General features: G+C 58.9%; 15 protein-coding genes. 11 read left to right on the top strand and 4 right to left on the bottom strand.

Features of this window, described 5'->3' with window-relative positions; all coding sequences use genetic code 11:
• Positions 1-54: 54 nt before the first annotated feature.
• The 6 genes from ACA058_RS03765 (at position 55) to ACA058_RS03740 (ending at position 7143) form a co-directional block, all read left to right on the top strand.
• Positions 55-1488: an OprD family porin gene (locus ACA058_RS03765; protein ID WP_497637917.1), complete on the top strand. Its 1434-nt coding sequence runs from the start codon at positions 55-57 to the stop codon at positions 1486-1488.
• A 78-nt stretch (positions 1489-1566) separates the two neighbouring features.
• Positions 1567-3162 carry an ABC transporter substrate-binding protein gene (locus ACA058_RS03760; RefSeq protein ID WP_497637916.1) on the top strand — a complete coding sequence of 532 codons (1596 nt, stop codon included), beginning with the start codon at positions 1567-1569 and terminating at the stop codon, positions 3160-3162.
• A 73-nt stretch (positions 3163-3235) separates the two neighbouring features.
• Positions 3236-4246 (top strand): ABC transporter permease subunit, encoded by a 1011-nt coding sequence (locus tag ACA058_RS03755; RefSeq protein WP_497637915.1) that lies wholly within the window; start codon positions 3236-3238, stop codon positions 4244-4246.
• An 11-nt stretch (positions 4247-4257) separates the two neighbouring features.
• Positions 4258-5184, top strand: coding sequence for an ABC transporter permease subunit (locus ACA058_RS03750; protein ID WP_497637914.1), 927 nt, complete (start codon positions 4258-4260; stop codon positions 5182-5184).
• Positions 5185-5194: 10 nt separating this feature from the next.
• On the top strand, positions 5195-6163 hold the full coding sequence (locus tag ACA058_RS03745) for an ABC transporter ATP-binding protein (RefSeq protein WP_497637913.1): 969 nt from the start codon (positions 5195-5197) through the stop codon (positions 6161-6163).
• Positions 6163-7143, top strand: coding sequence for a peptide ABC transporter ATP-binding protein (locus ACA058_RS03740; RefSeq protein WP_497637912.1), 981 nt, complete (start codon positions 6163-6165; stop codon positions 7141-7143). The genes ACA058_RS03745 and ACA058_RS03740 overlap by 1 nt, the downstream gene beginning before the upstream one ends.
• Positions 7144-7314: 171 nt before the next feature.
• On the opposite strand, the gene ACA058_RS03735 is transcribed toward ACA058_RS03740, so the two are convergent.
• The 3 genes from ACA058_RS03735 to ACA058_RS03725 form a co-directional block, all read right to left on the bottom strand.
• Positions 7315-7572 (bottom strand): hypothetical protein, encoded by a 258-nt coding sequence (locus ACA058_RS03735; protein ID WP_497637911.1) that lies wholly within the window; start codon positions 7570-7572, stop codon positions 7315-7317.
• 197 nt (positions 7573-7769) lie between these two features.
• Positions 7770-8954 carry an MFS transporter gene (locus ACA058_RS03730; RefSeq protein ID WP_497637910.1) on the bottom strand — a complete coding sequence of 395 codons (1185 nt, stop codon included), beginning with the start codon at positions 8952-8954 and terminating at the stop codon, positions 7770-7772.
• 426 nt (positions 8955-9380) lie between these two features.
• Positions 9381-10964 (bottom strand): peptide chain release factor 3, encoded by a 1584-nt coding sequence (locus tag ACA058_RS03725; protein ID WP_060541686.1) that lies wholly within the window; start codon positions 10962-10964, stop codon positions 9381-9383.
• 330 nt (positions 10965-11294) lie between these two features.
• Here ACA058_RS03725 and ACA058_RS03720 point away from each other — a divergent pair, with 330 nt between their 5' ends.
• From ACA058_RS03720 to ACA058_RS03700, 5 genes are all read left to right on the top strand, one after another.
• The gene (locus ACA058_RS03720; protein ID WP_497637909.1) at positions 11295-12011 is read left to right on the top strand and encodes an ABC transporter permease; all 717 of its coding nucleotides are present in this window, start codon (positions 11295-11297) and stop codon (positions 12009-12011) included.
• A gap of 20 nt (positions 12012-12031) precedes the next feature.
• A complete protein-coding gene (locus ACA058_RS03715) occupies positions 12032-12934 on the top strand; it encodes a glycine betaine ABC transporter substrate-binding protein (protein WP_497637908.1) in 903 nt (300 codons plus the stop codon).
• Between the two features lie 19 nt (positions 12935-12953).
• A complete protein-coding gene (locus tag ACA058_RS03710) occupies positions 12954-13607 on the top strand; it encodes an ABC transporter permease (protein ID WP_497637907.1) in 654 nt (217 codons plus the stop codon).
• Positions 13604-14761 carry an osmoprotectant ABC transporter ATP-binding protein OsmV gene (locus tag ACA058_RS03705; protein ID WP_497637906.1) on the top strand — a complete coding sequence of 386 codons (1158 nt, stop codon included), beginning with the start codon at positions 13604-13606 and terminating at the stop codon, positions 14759-14761. Before ACA058_RS03710 ends, ACA058_RS03705 begins: the two co-directional genes overlap by 4 nt.
• A gap of 498 nt (positions 14762-15259) precedes the next feature.
• Positions 15260-16423 carry a type III PLP-dependent enzyme gene (locus ACA058_RS03700; protein WP_497637905.1) on the top strand — a complete coding sequence of 388 codons (1164 nt, stop codon included), beginning with the start codon at positions 15260-15262 and terminating at the stop codon, positions 16421-16423.
• Positions 16424-16516: 93 nt separating this feature from the next.
• Here ACA058_RS03700 and ACA058_RS03695 read toward each other — a convergent pair whose 3' ends face one another.
• On the bottom strand, positions 16517-17512 hold the full coding sequence (locus ACA058_RS03695) for an IS110 family RNA-guided transposase (protein ID WP_497634894.1): 996 nt from the start codon (positions 17510-17512) through the stop codon (positions 16517-16519).
• Positions 17513-17541 lie beyond the last annotated feature (29 nt).

Below are 17541 nucleotides of genomic sequence, written 5' to 3'. Positions count from 1 at the left end.
GCCGGATCACCAAAAAAGACCGGCATTAATAATAGAAAGTAAGGAGCTTCACCCATGAAACTGAGCAGCACCGCAATACTGGCCCTGGCCATCAGCAGCGTAACCGCCACGGCTTACGCAGAACCCCAAAGCCAGGCGTACACCCCGGTTACCGTGAATGAGAAAAGCGCCCAGAGCGAGGCCACTGGCTTCCTCGAAGGCCAGTCGATCAGCGGCACTACCCGTAACTGGTACGCCAATGAACAGCTGAAGCGTGGCGCCAATTTCTCCTACAAGAAAGACGGCGTATCGACCCCGACTGACCGTCGCATCAACTGGGTTCAGGGCACCATCGTCAAGTACAACTCGGGCTTCACCGAAGGCACTGTCGGTGTCAGCACTGAAGTGGCAGCCTACAACGCCATCGCCCTGGACCAGGACCGCAAGGACCTGGCGTCCAACAACGGCGGCGCACCGGGCACTCGTCCAGGCGCGGGCAACAACCGTACCTTGACCGAAGAAGGCGGCGACGCCGTTGGCCAGTGGAGCAAACTGGGCCTGGCCAACGTCAAGGCGCGTATTTCCAACACCACCCTGACCGCCGGTCGTCAGAACTTCAGCAGCCCGATGGTCGACGTCATCGGTAACCGTGCGCTGCCTTCGAGCTTCCAGGGTTTGGCGATCCACAGCGAAGAGCTGAACAACCTAGCGTTCGACCTGGCCACCTTCGATCGCAACTCGCCGCGTACCGAAGAAAGCCAGCGCAAATTCCGCACCGAATACGCCAACGGCATCGTTGAATCCGATCACATCTACACCGGCGGCATCACCTACACCCCGTTCGCCAGCCTGACCACCAGCCTCTGGGCCACCCAGGCCGAAGACATCTGGAACCAGTACTACTTCGGCGCCACTCACGTCCTGGGCGACAGCCAGGTGCTGAGCCTGACCACCGGCCTGAACTACTACAAGACTCAGGAAGAAGGCAAAGCGCTGATCGGCGACATCGACAACGACACCTACTCCCTGTCGTTCGGCCTGACCCACCAGGCCCACAGCCTGACCTTCTCGTACCAGGAAGTGAACGGTAACGAGTACTTCGACTACCTGCACGAAACCAACGGTATCTACCTGGCCAACTCCCTGCTGTCGGACTTCAACGGTCCGAACGAGAAGTCCTTCCAGATCGCCTACGGCCTGAACATGGCCGAGTACGGCGTGCCAGGCCTGAAGTTCAACATCTACCAGGCGCGCGGCTGGGGCATCGACGGTACCCACTACACCGGCAACAAAGGCGTGGCGGACAAAGGCTACGACGGCATCCAGGCGCAAGATGGCGAACACCACTACGAATACGGCATCGGTGCGACCTACGCTGTGCAGAGCGGCCCGTTCAAGGCCACCACTATCCGTGGTACCTACACCGCTCACCGCGCCAGTGAAAACCAGGCTGACGGCAGCATCAACGAGTTCCGTCTGGTGACCACGGTTCCGTTCAACATCCTGTAATGCACCAGCCGCACGGCTGATACAGCGATGAGTCAGCCGTTCGACTTTTGTCCTTCAACCGATTGCAGAGGGTTCTTGATGAAAATGCTTCCCCTACGTGCGGCCATTGCGGCCGCCTTGCTGACTGTCGCGGTGGGTGTATCGGCCAAGCCGCTGGTGGTCTGCACCGAAAACAGCCCCGAAGGCTTCGACATGGTCCAGTACACGACTGCAGTCACAGCCGATGCGGTGGCCGAAACCATCTTCAATCGCCTGGCGGACTTCAAGCCTGGGACCACCGAGGTGATTCCGGCACTGGCCGAATCCTGGGACATCAGCGAAGACGGTCTGACATACACGTTCCACCTGCGCAAAGGCGTCAAGTTTCACACCACCGAATACTTCAAGCCGACCCGCGACATGAATGCCGACGACGTGGTCTGGAGCTTCCAGCGCCAGCTGGACCCGAACCATCCGTGGCACAAGTTATCGAGCGTCGGTTTCCCGTACTTTGAAAGCATGGGTTTCAAAGAGCTGCTCAAGAGTGTCGAGAAGGTCGACGACAACACGGTCAAGTTCTCTTTGACCCGCCGCGAAGCGCCGTTCCTGGCCGACATCGCCATGGCGTTCTCCTCGATCTACCCTGCCGAGTACGCCGACCAGTTGCTCAAGGCCAACAAGACCGGCGACCTGAACAACAAGCCGATCGGCACCGGTCCGTTCGTCTTCCAGCGCTACAACAAGGACGCCCAGGTTCGCTTCAAGGCCAACCCGGACTATTTCCGTGGCAAGCCACCGGCCGATTCGCTGATCCTGGCCATCGCCACCGACAACAACGTGCGCTTGCAGAAGCTCAAGGCCAACGAGTGCCAGGTCGCGCTGTATCCGAAGCCGGATGACATCCCGAGCATCAAGAAAGACACGAACCTGAAGGTCGACGAACTAAACGCGATGACCGTCGCGTATATCGCCATCAACACCCAGCACAAATACCTGAGTGACGTGCGCGTACGTAAAGCCATCGACATCGCCTTCGACAAGGAAGCGGCCGTCAACGCGCTGTTCGGCAAAGGCAATGCGACCGCCGCGGTCAACCCGTTCCCGGACACCCTGCTGGGCTACAACCACGACCTGAAGAACCCGACCCGTGACCTGGACAAGGCCCGCGCCCTGCTCAAGGAAGCCGGCGTACCGGAAGGCACCGTGTTCACCCTGTTCACCCGCAACGGCGGTGGAGCGACCAATCCGAACCCTATGCTCGGCGCGCAGATGATGCAGGCCGACCTGGCCAAGATCGGGATCAAGATCGACATCCGCGTGATGGAATGGGGCGAAATGCTCAAACGAGCTAAAAACGGCGAGCACGATATGGTTTCCGCCGGATGGGCGGGCGATAACGGCGACCCGGATAACTTCCTGACGCCTATGCTCAGTTGCGAGGCGGCGAAGAACGGCGAAAACTACGCTCGCTGGTGCAATGAAAAATTCCAGGCCCTGCTTGACCAGGCCCGCGAAAAAACCGACCCGGCCGAACGTGCAGCGCTGTACGAACAGGCTCAAGTTATCTTTAACCAGGACCAGCCATGGATTAGCCTGGCGCACACTAGAATGTTCACTGCAATGCGCAACAACGTAGAGGGTTATCACATTAGCCCGCTCACCACTAATAACTTCTCTACCACCCAGGTGAAGTAGATAAGAAACTCCCGGCATTCCCGAACCCTGGCATGCCGGGCACGCCTAACCGGCTGATGAGGTACACCTTACGATGTTTAGTTTTATTGCCCGCCGACTGGGGTTACTGATCCCCACGTTTTTCGGCATCACCTTGCTGACTTTCGCGTTGATTCGCATGATCCCTGGCGACCCCGTGGAAGTCATGATGGGCGAACGCAGAGTCGACCCGGAAATGCACGCTCAGGCAATGGAACGCCTAGGTCTGAACAAACCCCTGTATGCCCAGTACCTGGATTACATCGGCAAACTGGCCCACGGCGATCTCGGGGAATCCCTGCGTACCCGTGAAAGCGTCTGGACCGAGTTCACCTCCCTTTTCCCCGCGACTCTGGAACTGTCCATGGCCGCCCTGTTGTTCGCCGGCATCCTGGGCCTGCTGGCCGGGGTGATCGCGGCCCTCAAGCGAGGGTCCCTGTTCGACCACGGGGTAATGGGCATCTCCCTGGCGGGATACTCGATGCCGATCTTCTGGTGGGGCCTGATCCTGATCATGTTCTTCTCGGTATCCCTAGGCTGGACCCCGGTATCCGGGCGGATCGACCTGCTCTATGACATCGAGCCACGCACCGGCTTCATGCTCATCGATACGCTGCTGGCCGATGATGTCGGCGCGTTCTTCGATGCCCTGCATCACCTGATCCTGCCGGCCATCGTACTGGGCACCATCCCGCTGGCGGTGATCGCGCGGATGACCCGTTCGTCGATGCTTGAAGTGCTGCGTGAAGACTACATCCGTACCGCCAAGGCCAAGGGCCTGTCGCCGTCGCGCGTAGTGTTCGTGCACGGCCTGCGCAACGCGCTGATTCCCGTACTGACGGTAGTTGGCCTGCAAGTCGGCACCCTGCTGGCCGGTGCGGTCCTGACCGAAACCATCTTCTCCTGGCCGGGCATCGGCAAATGGCTGATCGAAGCCATTGGCGCCCGGGACTACCCCGTTGTGCAAAACGGCATCCTGTTAATCGCCTGCCTGGTGATTGTGGTCAACTTCGTAGTGGACATCCTCTACGGCTTTGCCAACCCACGCATCCGTCATCAGCGCTGAGGTCAATACCCATGAACACTCCAACATCCTCAGTAGCCACCGCCACCTCCGCCGTGGATCAAAGCCTGCTGTACCCGTCGCCATACAAAGAATTCTGGCAAGCGTTTTCCAGGAACAAGGGTGCTGTTGCCGGCCTGATGTTCATGCTGCTGGTGATTTTCTGCGCCATCTTCGCCCCGTGGGTTGCGCCCCATGACCCGAGCGAGCAGTACCGCGACTTCCTGCTCACCCCGCCAGCCTGGCTGGAAGGTGGGCAGATCCAGTTCCTGCTGGGTACCGATGAACTGGGTCGCGACCTGCTGTCGCGCCTGATCAACGGTTCGCGCCTGTCCTTGATGATCGGCTTGTCGTCGGTGGTCATGTCGCTGATCCCGGGGATCCTGTTGGGTCTGTTCGCCGGGTTCTTCCCGCGAATGATCGGCCCGACCATCATGCGTCTGATGGACATCATGCTGGCCCTGCCGTCTCTGCTGCTGGCCGTGGCGATCGTCGCCATCCTCGGCCCTGGCCTGATCAACACCGTGATCGCCATCGCCGTGGTGTCCCTGCCGTCCTACGTTCGCCTGACCCGCGCCGCGGTCATGGGCGAGCTGAACCGCGACTACGTGACCGCCGCGCGCCTGGCCGGTGCCGGTCTGCCACGCCTGATGTTCGTGACCGTGCTGCCTAACTGCATGGCACCACTGATCGTTCAGGCGACCCTGAGCTTCTCCTCGGCGATTCTCGATGCCGCGGCACTGGGCTTCCTCGGCCTTGGCGTACAACCGCCAACCCCTGAGTGGGGCACCATGCTGGCCTCGGCCCGCGACTACATCGAACGCGCCTGGTGGGTCGTCAGCCTGCCTGGTTTGACCATTTTGCTCAGCGTGCTGGCAATCAACTTGATGGGTGACGGCCTGCGCGATGCGCTGGACCCGAAACTCAAGAACGCCGCCTGAGGAGATTCCAATGTCACTGCTAGAAATCAAGAATCTCAACGTTCGCTTCGGCGACAAGAACGCTACGCCCGTGGTCGATGGCCTCGACCTGAAAGTCGACAAGGGCGAAGTGCTGGCCATCGTTGGCGAGTCGGGTTCGGGTAAATCCGTGACCATGATGGCGCTGATGGGCCTGATCGAGCATCCAGGCATCGTTACCGCCGACTCGCTCAGCTTCGACGGCAAGGACATGCTCAAGCTCAGCAACCGTCAGCGTCGACAGATCGTCGGCAAAGACCTGTCGATGGTCTTCCAGGACCCGATGACCGCGCTGAACCCGAGCTACACCGTCGGTTTCCAGATCGAAGAAGTGCTGCGCCTGCACCTGAAAATGACCGGCAAGCAAGCGCGCAAACGCGCCATTGAACTGCTGGAAAAAGTTGAAATCCCGGGCGCGGCCAGCCGTATGGACGCCTACCCGCATCAACTGTCCGGCGGCATGAGCCAGCGTGTCGCGATCGCCATGGCGATTGCCGGCGAACCGAAACTGCTGATCGCCGACGAACCGACCACTGCACTGGACGTGACGATTCAGGCACAGATCATGGATCTGCTGCTGGCGTTGCAGAAAGAGCAGAACATGGGCCTGGTGCTGATCACCCACGACCTCGCGGTCGTGGCCGAAACCGCCCAGCGCGTGTGCGTGATGTACGCCGGTCAAGCCGTCGAAGTCGGCCAGGTGCCACAACTGTTCGACATCCCGGCGCACCCATACAGCGAAGCACTGCTCAAGGCTATTCCGGAACACAGCCTGGGCGCATCGCGCCTGTCGACCCTGCCGGGCATCGTGCCGGGTCGCTACGACCGTCCGCAGGGTTGCCTGCTGTCGCCGCGCTGCCCCTACGTGCAGGACAACTGCCGCGTGCAGCGCCCAAACCTTGACCAGAAAAGCAACAGCCTCGCCCGCTGCTTCTACCCGCTGAACCAGGAGGTGGCGTAATGGCCGTCGTACTTACCGCCCGCGACCTGACCCGTCACTACGAAGTGTCCCGCGGCATGTTCAAGGGACACGCCACCGTCCGCGCCCTCAATGGGGTGTCGTTCGAGCTGGAAGCCGGCAAGACCCTCGCTGTTGTAGGTGAGTCGGGCTGCGGCAAGTCCACCCTGGCCCGTGCCCTGACCCTGATCGAGGAACCGTCCTCCGGCTCCCTGAAAATCGCCGGCCAGGAAGTCACCGGTGCCGACAAGGCCCAACGCAAGCAACTGCGCAAAGACGTGCAGATGGTGTTCCAAAGCCCGTACGCCTCGCTGAACCCACGGCAGAAAGTCGGTGATCAACTGGCAGAGCCCCTGCTGATCAACACCAGCCTGAGCGCCTCGGAACGTCGCGAGAAAGTCCAGGCAATGATGAAGCAGGTAGGTTTGCGCCCTGAGCACTATCAGCGTTATCCGCACATGTTCTCTGGTGGCCAGCGTCAGCGGATCGCCCTGGCCCGCGCGATGATGCTGCAACCGAAAGTGCTGGTCGCGGACGAACCGACCTCGGCGCTGGACGTGTCGATTCAGGCGCAGGTGCTGAACCTGTTCATGGACCTGCAGCAAGAGTTCAACACCGCCTACGTGTTCATCTCCCACAACCTGGCGGTGGTACAACACGTCGCCGATGACGTGATGGTGATGTACCTCGGCCGCCCGGTGGAAATGGGCCCGAAGAACGACATCTACGAGCGCCCCCTGCACCCGTACACCCAGGCATTGCTGTCGGCCACCCCGACCATTCACCCGGACCCCAACAAACCGAAAATCAAGATCGTCGGCGAGTTGCCCAACCCGTTGAACCCGCCGCCTGGCTGCGCTTTCCACAAGCGTTGCCCGTATGCCACCGAGCGCTGCAGCACTGAAGAGCCAGCCTTGCGCCTGCTCGACAACCGCCAGGTGGCTTGCCACTACGCCGAGCAATTCCTCGACGGCGCGGCATAAAAAATGGGAGCGAGCTTGCTCGCGAAGGCGTTCTGTCAGTCACCTTCTCCATCGACTGACACACCGCATTCGCGAGCAAGCCCGCTCCCACAGGATTTCTCCAGTTCAACAACCCCTTCTCCTTCGACTACGCACTAGTCGGGGGAATAGGGGTTTTCTTTTGCCTGCAATTTACGTCTGGCTGTCTCCCTCGTCCGAGTCATCGGAGTCTGGCTCATCGGTGGTCGGGTCATCATCGTTGTCGGCACCACCCTGCCCCTTGTCGCCCGGTTCCGATTCGGACTTGGCGATCATCAGATCACCGTGGGTCCCCTGCCCGCTCGACGCCTGGGTTTCGTGATCCTCACACTCGGCCCAGACCGCCGAACTGCCGAGGGCCAGCATCACCAAAACCTTCAACAGCAACACAACGCGTAGCAACCTGTTCATAGTCGAATCCATCCTTTCGTAGAGTGCCTGTCTGGCGCTGAGTGAAATCTAGTTCCGATCAGCAGGGTTCTCCAAATGGGACGCTAACGACCGGTCGGAAATGCCGTGCAAGGTGAGACTGGTTTTGAATAAAGGCTATAACCAGATCAGCTATGGTGCCGTTTCACTTGGCAAAGAGGAGCTAATGATTCACGTGCTTACAAACGTGTGGCCTGGTAGATCAACGGCATCGATAACAATGCCAATATCGCGCACGCGACCCAGACACTATGCCCTCCAAAGTGGCCGTACAGCTGGCCGTCCAGTGTCGGCGAAATAAGCACACTCGTACTCCAGCACATTGAAAAAGCTCCAAAATAAAGCCCGCTTCTACCCGCTTGTGCACGTTGCATAACCAAGACGTTCAACGTTGGCATAAACAGGATTTCGCCCAGCGTCCAGGTAACGGTCGACAGGCACGCATAAAGGGCACTGTTTCCCCATGGCAACATTCCAAGCCCACAAGCCAGCAATACGGCACCAGTCAACAGTTGCCGGCGCGCGCCCCATGCTTCGCTCAGATGGGATAACGGAATTTGCAGTAAAACCACGAGCATCGCATTGAGCGCAAATAGCCATCCGACGAACTCCGGCCCCAACTGATAGAAGTCGAGTAAATAGTTACTCAACATGCTGTAGACCGGTTCGAATGCAAGGCCGAGTAAAACAGAAGCTGCCAGTAACCAGAGAAAGGGCTTGTCTCGAAAAGGAACGCCTGGGCCCGAAGTGTTATCGGCAAATTCTTCCAACGTCAGCACATTTCGATGAGAAGTCGCCCGGACAAACCAGACCAAAGCCAGCAACGTCATGGCTGCACTTACAAAAAACACCCATCGAAAATCAGTCTGCGCCAAAAATCCCCCTACCACTCCTGCTACCGCCATACCAAGATTGCTGGCAACACGGCTTAAAGACTGAGCACGGGCACGCTGCGCAACATGGCAATACTCCATAATCAAACGCTGATGCAGCGTACGAATCGCACCATCGAGCGCACCGCTAAACAGCAGCAACCCAGCCAACAAAAGCACGTTGGTGACCAGACCCAATAAAACCAAGATCCATGCCGATAAAAAAAACAACAAGGCAGTAAGCCGCGCCGTGGAGAAATAATCACTCAGCAGTCCACCGCCCATAGACCCAATCAGCAACCCTGCTCCGTAACCCGATAACAACCAGCCAACGGTTTCAATCGGCAGCCCCAGCGCCTGACGCAGATACAACGCCATGAACAACTTGACCATGGCGCTCAACCGACTGATGAAAATCAATGCAGCAAGCACCCAGGCCATTGTGGAGAAGTAGCCATCCAGCCGAATCAGGTGGGTGAACAGGCTAGTCATGTCGTGGATGCCATGAGGATGTCTTCATCAGATCAGATCCGTTGTCCCGTACTCCCGCTCGTGGGAAGTCACGGTTTGCGATAGGTCCTCAAAACACTAAACATCGACGTTTTCGCTGTCGCGGACAAAAAGGCCAATATCAGATGAAACAGGATTGGGACCACAGGACCAGGGAAAAAGGTTTACAGAAACATCTTGCCCAACCTTCAGCTCAGCCCTGCCCTCTTTGACAGGATCTGTGAGTGCTCTTGGAGTTCGCAGCTTCCCAGCACCTGCTGCGCTAAGGTAACGCTGAACTTTTTAGACAAAGGCCAGCGCCATGGATCTGTCTCAAATACTTCTACAACTCGAACGGGAACGATCGGGTTCGCCAACAAAAAACCCCGCAGCTTTCGCAACGGGGTTTTTGGTGTTTCAACTCAACGCTTAGTGATGCTCACGCGTCGCACGGAATTTCACGTCCGGCCAGCGCTCTTCCATCAACGCCAGGTTGACCCGGGTCGGCGCGAGGTAGGTCAGGTGACCGCCGCCGTCCAGTGCCAGGTTTTCCACGGCCTTGTTGGAGAATTCCTCAAGCTTCTTCTTGTCGCTGCATTCGATCCAGCGCGCGGAATAGACGGTGATCGGCTCGTAGGAGCACTCGACCTTGTATTCCTCTTTCAGGCGGCTGGCGACCACGTCGAACTGCAGCACACCGACGGCGCCGAGGATGATGTCGTTGCTGCGTTCGGGGAAGAACACCTGGGTCGCGCCTTCTTCGGCCAGTTGTTGCAGGCCCTGGCGCAGTTGCTTGGATTTCAGCGGGTCCTTCAGGCGAACGCGGCGGAACAGTTCCGGGGCGAAGTGCGGGATGCCGGTGAAACCCAGGACTTCGCCTTCGCTGAAGGTGTCGCCGATCTGGATGGTGCCATGGTTGTGCAGGCCGATGATGTCGCCGGCAAACGCTTCTTCCAGTTGCTCACGCTCGGAGGAGAAGAAGGTCAGCGCATCGCCGATCCGCACGTCCTTGCCGGTGCGCACGTGGCGCATCTTCATGCCTTTTTCGTACTTGCCTGAGCAGATACGCATGAAGGCGATACGGTCGCGGTGCTTGGGGTCCATGTTCGCCTGGATCTTGAAGATGAAGCCCGAGAACTTCTCTTCCACCGGCTCCACGGTGCGCTCGTTGGCCACCCGCGCCAGCGGGCGTGGCGCCCAGTCGACCACGGCGTCGAGCACGTGATCGACACCGAAGTTACCCAGTGCGGTACCGAAGAACACCGGCGTCAGCTGGCCGTCGAGGAATTCCTGCTGGTTGAACTCGTGGCAGGCACCCTGCACCAGTTCCAGCTGCTCGATGAAACGCTCGTACTCGTCACCGAGGTGGGCGCGGGCTTCGTCGGAATCGAGCTTCTCGATGATCTTGGTTTCGGTGCGCTCGTGGCCGTGACCGGCGGTGTAGACAATGATGTAGTCGTCGGCGAGGTGGTAAACGCCCTTGAAGTCGCGGTAGCAACCGATCGGCCAGGTGATCGGCGCCGCCTTGATCTTCAGGACCGCTTCGATCTCATCGAGCAGTTCAATCGGGTCGCGAATGTCCCGGTCGAGTTTGTTGATGAAGCTGACGATCGGCGTGTCGCGCAGACGGCAGACGTCCATCAGGGCGATGGTCCGTGGCTCGACGCCCTTACCGCCGTCGAGAACCATCAAGGCCGAGTCCACTGCCGTCAGGGTGCGGTAGGTATCTTCGGAGAAGTCTTCGTGACCCGGGGTGTCGAGCAGGTTGATCATGTGCTCGCGATACGGGAACTGCATGACCGACGTGGTAATGGAAATACCCCGTTGCTTTTCCATTTCCATCCAGTCGGAGGTGGCATGGCGGTCGGATTTACGAGATTTCACCGTACCGGCAACCGCAATCGCCTTGCCCATCAGCAAGAGCTTCTCGGTGATGGTGGTCTTGCCGGCATCGGGGTGGGAAATGATGGCGAAAGTGCGGCGTTTCGCGACTTCGGCGGCCTGTTTGGTCATGGGAAATCGCCTGGCAGGTGATTCAAAAAAGGGCGCAGATTATAGCCCAAGTTGATTCAATAACCGAACCGTTGAGCACATGAGGGGTGGCCAAATGCTCCCTCAGATGGGAACCTTTTGAAGCACGGAGACGTCCACTCCCCCGTAACGACCACTCGTCGGGGGCCTGAAACACCCGCCATTCAGCCTGACGAGGCTGTGCTCATGGCTCGATTGCATGCTGTTTTAACGGCATTTGACGAGCTGCTTCTCGCGAACGTTTTTTCCGGCAGCCAGGCATGGCATGCCACACGGAACTGCGTTCGCCGACTGAAAAAAAGGAGTCCGCCTGTGGCTATTCGCTATGGCAAAGGGCTGATAGGAGGTGCGGTTGTCGTCGCCCTTCTGGCCCTGCTGGTCCACTGGATTGGCATCAACACGATCGAACATTACCGCGACGATTTGTTGTTTTACCTGCAAGCTCATCTGATTCTCGTCCTCGCTTCCATGCTGGCCGCCCTCGTTGTGGGCATCCCGGCCGGCATTTTCCTCAGCCGCCCGACCATGGTCGGACGCGCCGAACGCTTCATGCAGGTCTTCAACATCGGCAACACCGTGCCGCCTCTCGCCGTACTGGCCATCGCCCTGGGCATCCTCGGCATCGGCAGCGGTCCCGCGATCTTCGCCCTGTTCCTCGCCTCGTTGTTGCCGATTGTGCGTAACACCTATGAAGGCTTGAAAAACGTTCAGGGTTCACTCAAGGAAGCGGCCGTCGGCATCGGCATGACGCCGACACAAGTGCTGTGGCGGGTCGAACTGCCGAATGCCGTGCCGATCATTATCGGCGGCGTGCGCGTGGCATTGGCGATCAACGTCGGGACGGCGCCGCTGGCGTTCCTGATCGGCGCCAACAGCCTGGGCAGCCTGATTTTCCCCGGCATCGCCCTGAACAATCAGCCGCAATTGCTGCTGGGCGCGGCCTGCACCGCCCTGCTGGCGTTGCTGCTCGATGGCCTGGTGACACTCGCCAGCCGTCTCTGGCTCGAACGCGGTTTGCGCCCGTCTTAAGCCTCGGCAAAGGAATCATCATGAAGACATCAAGCTTTTTACTAGGCTGCGTCCTGCTGTTCGCAGGATTTGCCCAAGCCGCGGAAAAACCGGTTATCCGCATCGGCGCCCGGGTGTTCACCGAACAGACATTGCTGGCGGAAATCACCTCCCAGTACCTGCGCACCAAGGGTTATGAGGTACAAGTGACCGGCGGTCTGGGCAGCAATCTGGCCCGCAGCGCCCACGAAAGCGGGCAACTGGACATGCTTTGGGAATACACTGGCGTGTCGCTGGTGGCCTACAACCATGTCACTGAAAAACTCGACAGCCAACAGTCCTACGCCCGGGTGAAAGAACTCGACGGAAAAAAAGGCCTGGTCTGGCTGACTCCATCGAAATTCAGCAACACCTATGCCCTGGCCCTGCCCAAAAACGTCGCCGACCAGTACCCGCAGATCAACACCATCAGCGAGCTGAACAGCGTGCTGCGCAAGGAAGCCAGGACCAACAACCTGGTAGCACTCGACACCGAGTTCGCCAATCGCTCGGACGGGCTCGACGGTATGGTTCAGCTGTACGACATGAACCTGACCCGCAAGAACATCCGGCAGATGGACGCAGGCCTGGTCTACACCGCCCTGCGCAACGGCCAGGTGTTTGCCGGCCTGGTCTACACCACCGACGGTCGCTTGAACGCCTTCAAGCTCAAGCTCCTGGAAGACGACAAGCATTACTTCCCCGACTACACCGCCGCGCCCGTGGTTCGCCAGGCCTACCTCGATGCGCATCCGCAACTGGCCGAACAGCTCAAGCCACTGGCTGAACTGTTCGACGACAACACCATGCGCGAGCTCAACGCGCGGGTCGATGTCGATCACCAGAGTCCTTCAGCTGTTGCCGCCGATTTCCTGCGCCAACACCCATTGCTTTCTAATAATTGAGGCAGGAAGAGAAAAAGTCATGGAATTCTTCAACGCCTTTTCCCATCTCGACTGGCAGCAGGTGCTACAGCTGACCGGGCAACACATCACCCTGGTCGGCATTGCCGTGACCCTGGCGATTGTGGTCGGCGTGCCGCTGGGCGTGCTGATGACGCGCTTCCCCAGCCTCGCCGGACCGCTACAGGCCAGCGCCACGGTGCTACTGACCGTGCCATCGATCGCCCTGTTCGGCCTGCTGCTGCCGTTCTACTCGAAATTCGGCCAGGGCCTGGGGCCGATGCCGGCGATCACCGCGGTATTTCTCTACTCACTGTTGCCGATCATGCGTAACACCTACCTGGCCCTGACCAACGTCGAACCGGGCATCCGCGAAGCCGCGCGCGGCATCGGCATGACCTTCGGCCAGCGCCTGCGCATGGTCGAATTGCCCATCGCCGTGCCGGTGATCCTCGCCGGCGTGCGCACCGCCGTGGTCATGAACATTGGTGTCATGACCATTGCCGCGACCATCGGCGCCGGTGGCCTCGGTGTACTCATTCTCGCTTCCATCAGCCGCAGCGACATGTCGATGCTGATCGTCGGCGCCGTGCTGGTCAGCGTGCTGGCTATCTTCGCCGACCTGCTTCTGCAATGGCTGCAACGCTCGCTGACTCCAAAAGGACTGCTCAAATGATCGAACTTCAAAACCTCAGCAAGACCTTCCAAAGCAACGGCAAAGACGTGAAAGCCGTGGACTCGGTAAGCTTGACCGTCAATGAAGGCGAGATTTGCGTGTTCCTCGGGCCTTCGGGCTGCGGCAAAAGCACCACGCTGAAGATGATCAACCGCCTGATCAAACCGACCTCGGGCAAGATCCTGATCAATGGCGAAGACACCACCGGTCTCGACGCAGTGACCCTGCGCCGTAACATCGGTTATGTGATCCAGCAGATCGGTCTGTTCCCGAACATGACCATCGAAGAGAACATCGTGGTGGTGCCCAAACTGCTGGGGTGGGACAAGCAGAAATGCCACGACCGCGCCCGCGAGTTGATGAGCATGATCAAGCTCGAACCCAAGCAATACCTGCATCGCTACCCTCGGGAACTGTCCGGCGGCCAGCAACAGCGGATCGGCGTGATTCGCGCGCTGGCCGCAGATGCACCGCTGTTGCTGATGGACGAACCGTTCGGCGCGGTCGACCCGATCAACCGCGAGATGATCCAGAACGAGTTCTTCGAGATGCAGCGGGCGCTGAACAAGACCGTGATCATGGTCAGCCATGACATCGACGAAGCCATCAAGCTCGGCGACAAGATCGCGATTTTCCGCGCCGGCAAACTGCTGCAGATCGACCACCCGGATACCTTGCTGGCCCACCCGGCGGACGACTTTGTCAGCAACTTCGTCGGCCAGGACAGCACCCTCAAGCGCCTGCTGCTGGTCAAGGCCGAAGACGCGGCGGACAACGCGCCATCGGTCAGCCCGCAAACGCCGGTGGCCGAGGCGCTGGAATTGATGGATGAGCATGACCGTCGCTACGTGGTGGTCACCTGCGCCGAGAACAAGGCCCTGGGTTATGTACGACGTCGCGACCTGCATCGTCAGACTGGCACTTGCGGGCAGTACCTGCGTGAGTTCAACGCCACGGCGGCGTATGACGAGCATTTGCGCATCCTGTTGTCGCGGATGTATGAGTTCAACCGGTCGTGGCTGCCGGTGATGGATGCGGAGCGGGTGTTCCTTGGGGAAGTAACTCAGGAATCGATTGCCGAGTATCTGAGTTCCGGCAAGTCCCGAGGGGGCAAGACCAGTATTGTTTCGCCAGCAGAATCCGTGCTGGCCTGATTTCTGAGGCATGGATGACACCTGTGGCGAGGGGATTTATCCCCGTTGGGTTGCGAAGCAGCCCCAAAACCTGCGGCCACGGTGTGCCTGATACACCGCATGCATTGGTTTTGCGACTGCTGCGCAGCCGAACGGGGATAAATCCCCTCGCCACAACGGCACGCTGTTTCCCACCATCTGGGGAACATCACACCGTCACACAGGTCCGTTATCAGTAGCTGTAAGGGACCGCACGACGGATGCGTGCAAAAACGCGACATTTTTTGTTGATCTCAAGCCCCTCACGCCCTAAAGTTCGCGCCGAACGTCCATGCTGGAAACGATCCATCCGGCTCAAGTACTGACGACGAGACAGCAAGGCCAAGGGAAAGCAGCGCTTCCCATGGCCTTTTTGCTTTCGGCGACATGCCTTGGGAAGTAGGCGAACCAAAGTGGGGATACGGAGGACGTTCATTTGCACCCATTGATTAATTCAGTTTGCCAGTAGGAGTTCCCAGCATGTCGATCCAGGTCGAAGACTATTTCGCGCGCGAAACCTTTCAGAAAATGAAGGCGTTCGCCGACAAGCAAGAAACCCCGTTCGTGGTGATCGACACCGCGATGATCAGCCAGGCCTATGACGACCTGCGCGCCGGTTTCGAATTCGCCAAGGTCTACTACGCGGTCAAGGCCAACCCGGCTGTCGAGATCATCGACCTGCTCAAAGAGAAAGGCTCGAGCTTCGACATCGCCTCGATCTACGAGCTGGACAAAGTGCTGGACCGCGGCGTCAGCGCCGACCGGATCAGCTACGGCAACACCATCAAGAAATCCAAGGACATCCGCTACTTCTACGAGAAGGGCGTGCGCCTGTATGCCACCGACTCCGAAGCCGACCTGCGCAACATCGCCAAGGCCGCACCGGGCTCGAAAGTCTACGTACGCATCCTGACCGAAGGCTCGACCACCGCCGACTGGCCTCTGTCGCGCAAATTCGGCTGCCAGACCGACATGGCCATGGACTTGCTGATCCTCGCCCGTGACCTGGGCCTGGTGCCGTACGGCATCTCCTTCCACGTCGGCTCGCAGCAGCGCGACATCAGCGTCTGGGACGCCGCGATCGCCAAGGTCAAAGTGATCTTCGAACGCCTGAAGGAAGAAGACGGCATCGTGCTGAAACTGATCAACATGGGCGGTGGCTTCCCGGCCAACTACATCACCCGCACCAACAGCCTGGAAACCTACGCCGAAGAAATCATTCGCTTCCTCAAGGAAGACTTCGGTGACGACCTGCCGGAAATCATCCTGGAGCCGGGCCGTTCGCTGATCGCCAACGCCGGCATCCTGGTCAGCGAAGTGGTGCTGGTCGCCCGTAAATCCCGTACCGCCGTCGAGCGTTGGGTGTACACGGACGTGGGCAAGTTCTCCGGCCTGATCGAAACCATGGACGAAGCCATCAAGTTCCCGATCTGGACCGAAAAGAAAGGCGAAATGGAAGAAGTCGTCATCGCCGGCCCAACCTGTGACAGCGCCGACATCATGTACGAAAACTACAAGTACGGCCTGCCACTGAACCTGGCGATCGGTGACCGTTTGTACTGGCTGTCGACCGGTGCGTACACCACCAGCTACAGCGCGGTTGAGTTCAATGGCTTCCCGCCGTTGAAATCTTTCTACGTGTAAGCGCTATACGCTGAAAGTAAAAAGCCCATGACTCGTCATGGGCTTTTTTGTGCCTGGATAAAACGCATTCCCCTGTAGATACTCTGTTCACGGTCAAGCTTTCGCGAGATGTTTTTTGCTAAAAAGCTTGGCCGTATTAAATTCTTCTCCAGAGCGCATGCATGCCCATAACCCGGTTAGGTATTTGCGCATGACCGCGCCGATGGCCTGCATTTTCTTCTTGCCGCGCGCTACCAGTGCCTCGTAGAAGGCCTTCACATTCTCATCACAACGGATTGCCGTCATCGCCGGCATGAACATCGCTGCACGCAAGTAAGCATTACCGCACTTGGACATTCGTCCTGGCCGGTTCACGCTGGTGCCTGACTGGGTCAGTCTGACATCCAGGCCTGCATAGCGGCTTACCTGTGCCGATTTAAGCGTCACTGGAAGGGTCGTCAGCTCAGCCAGTGCGGCGATGGCCGAGGCCTCTCCAACGCCGGGCGCCGCCATCATGCAGCGAAATTGCAGGCTCAGATCAGGGCATTTGGCGATGGCGTCGCGCGCAGCCTGTTTTAATCGATCGATTCGAGCGTCCAACGCGCTTATCGCGTCTTTCTCATCCTCGATCAGCAGTGCGATGCTCGTTTCTGTCGCTTGTAGCGCATGCAGCTCGTTCTTGGCTCGCGTCCGATGGCCAATCAGTCGGTTGATGTGGCGACCAATCGCACGCAGCATCATCTGTTCCGCAGTGGGCGGGACCCACAGCCTAGGCCCCATACGCTCGCCGTATTCGGCCAGCAGTTGGGCATCGATCTGGTCAGTCTTGCTGTTTTGCAACATCAGCTTGGCAAAGTTGTGGAAGCTTTTGGGGTTGATCACCGAGACCGGCAAGCCGGCGGCGTGCAATTCCATCGCAAGATCCAGGTAGTAAATACCGGTAGCCTCCATGACAACGCTCAGCGGCTTGAGACGTAGCAGCTTTTCCACAGCGGCCTTGCGACCTTTGGGCGTGTGCAGAATGTCTCCATTGCCTGCTGCTTTGCCGTTCTGCCGCCATCCCATGGCTGAACTGCGAGCACTGATATCTATGCCGACATGCGCATTCATTGCTTTTCACTTCCTTGGCTTTAGGTAAG

The organism is Pseudomonas sp. LBUM1649 (genome assembly GCF_059716155.1).
The sequence above is the reverse complement of the archived record's forward strand: the minus strand, read 5'-3'. Positions and strand labels throughout refer to the sequence as shown.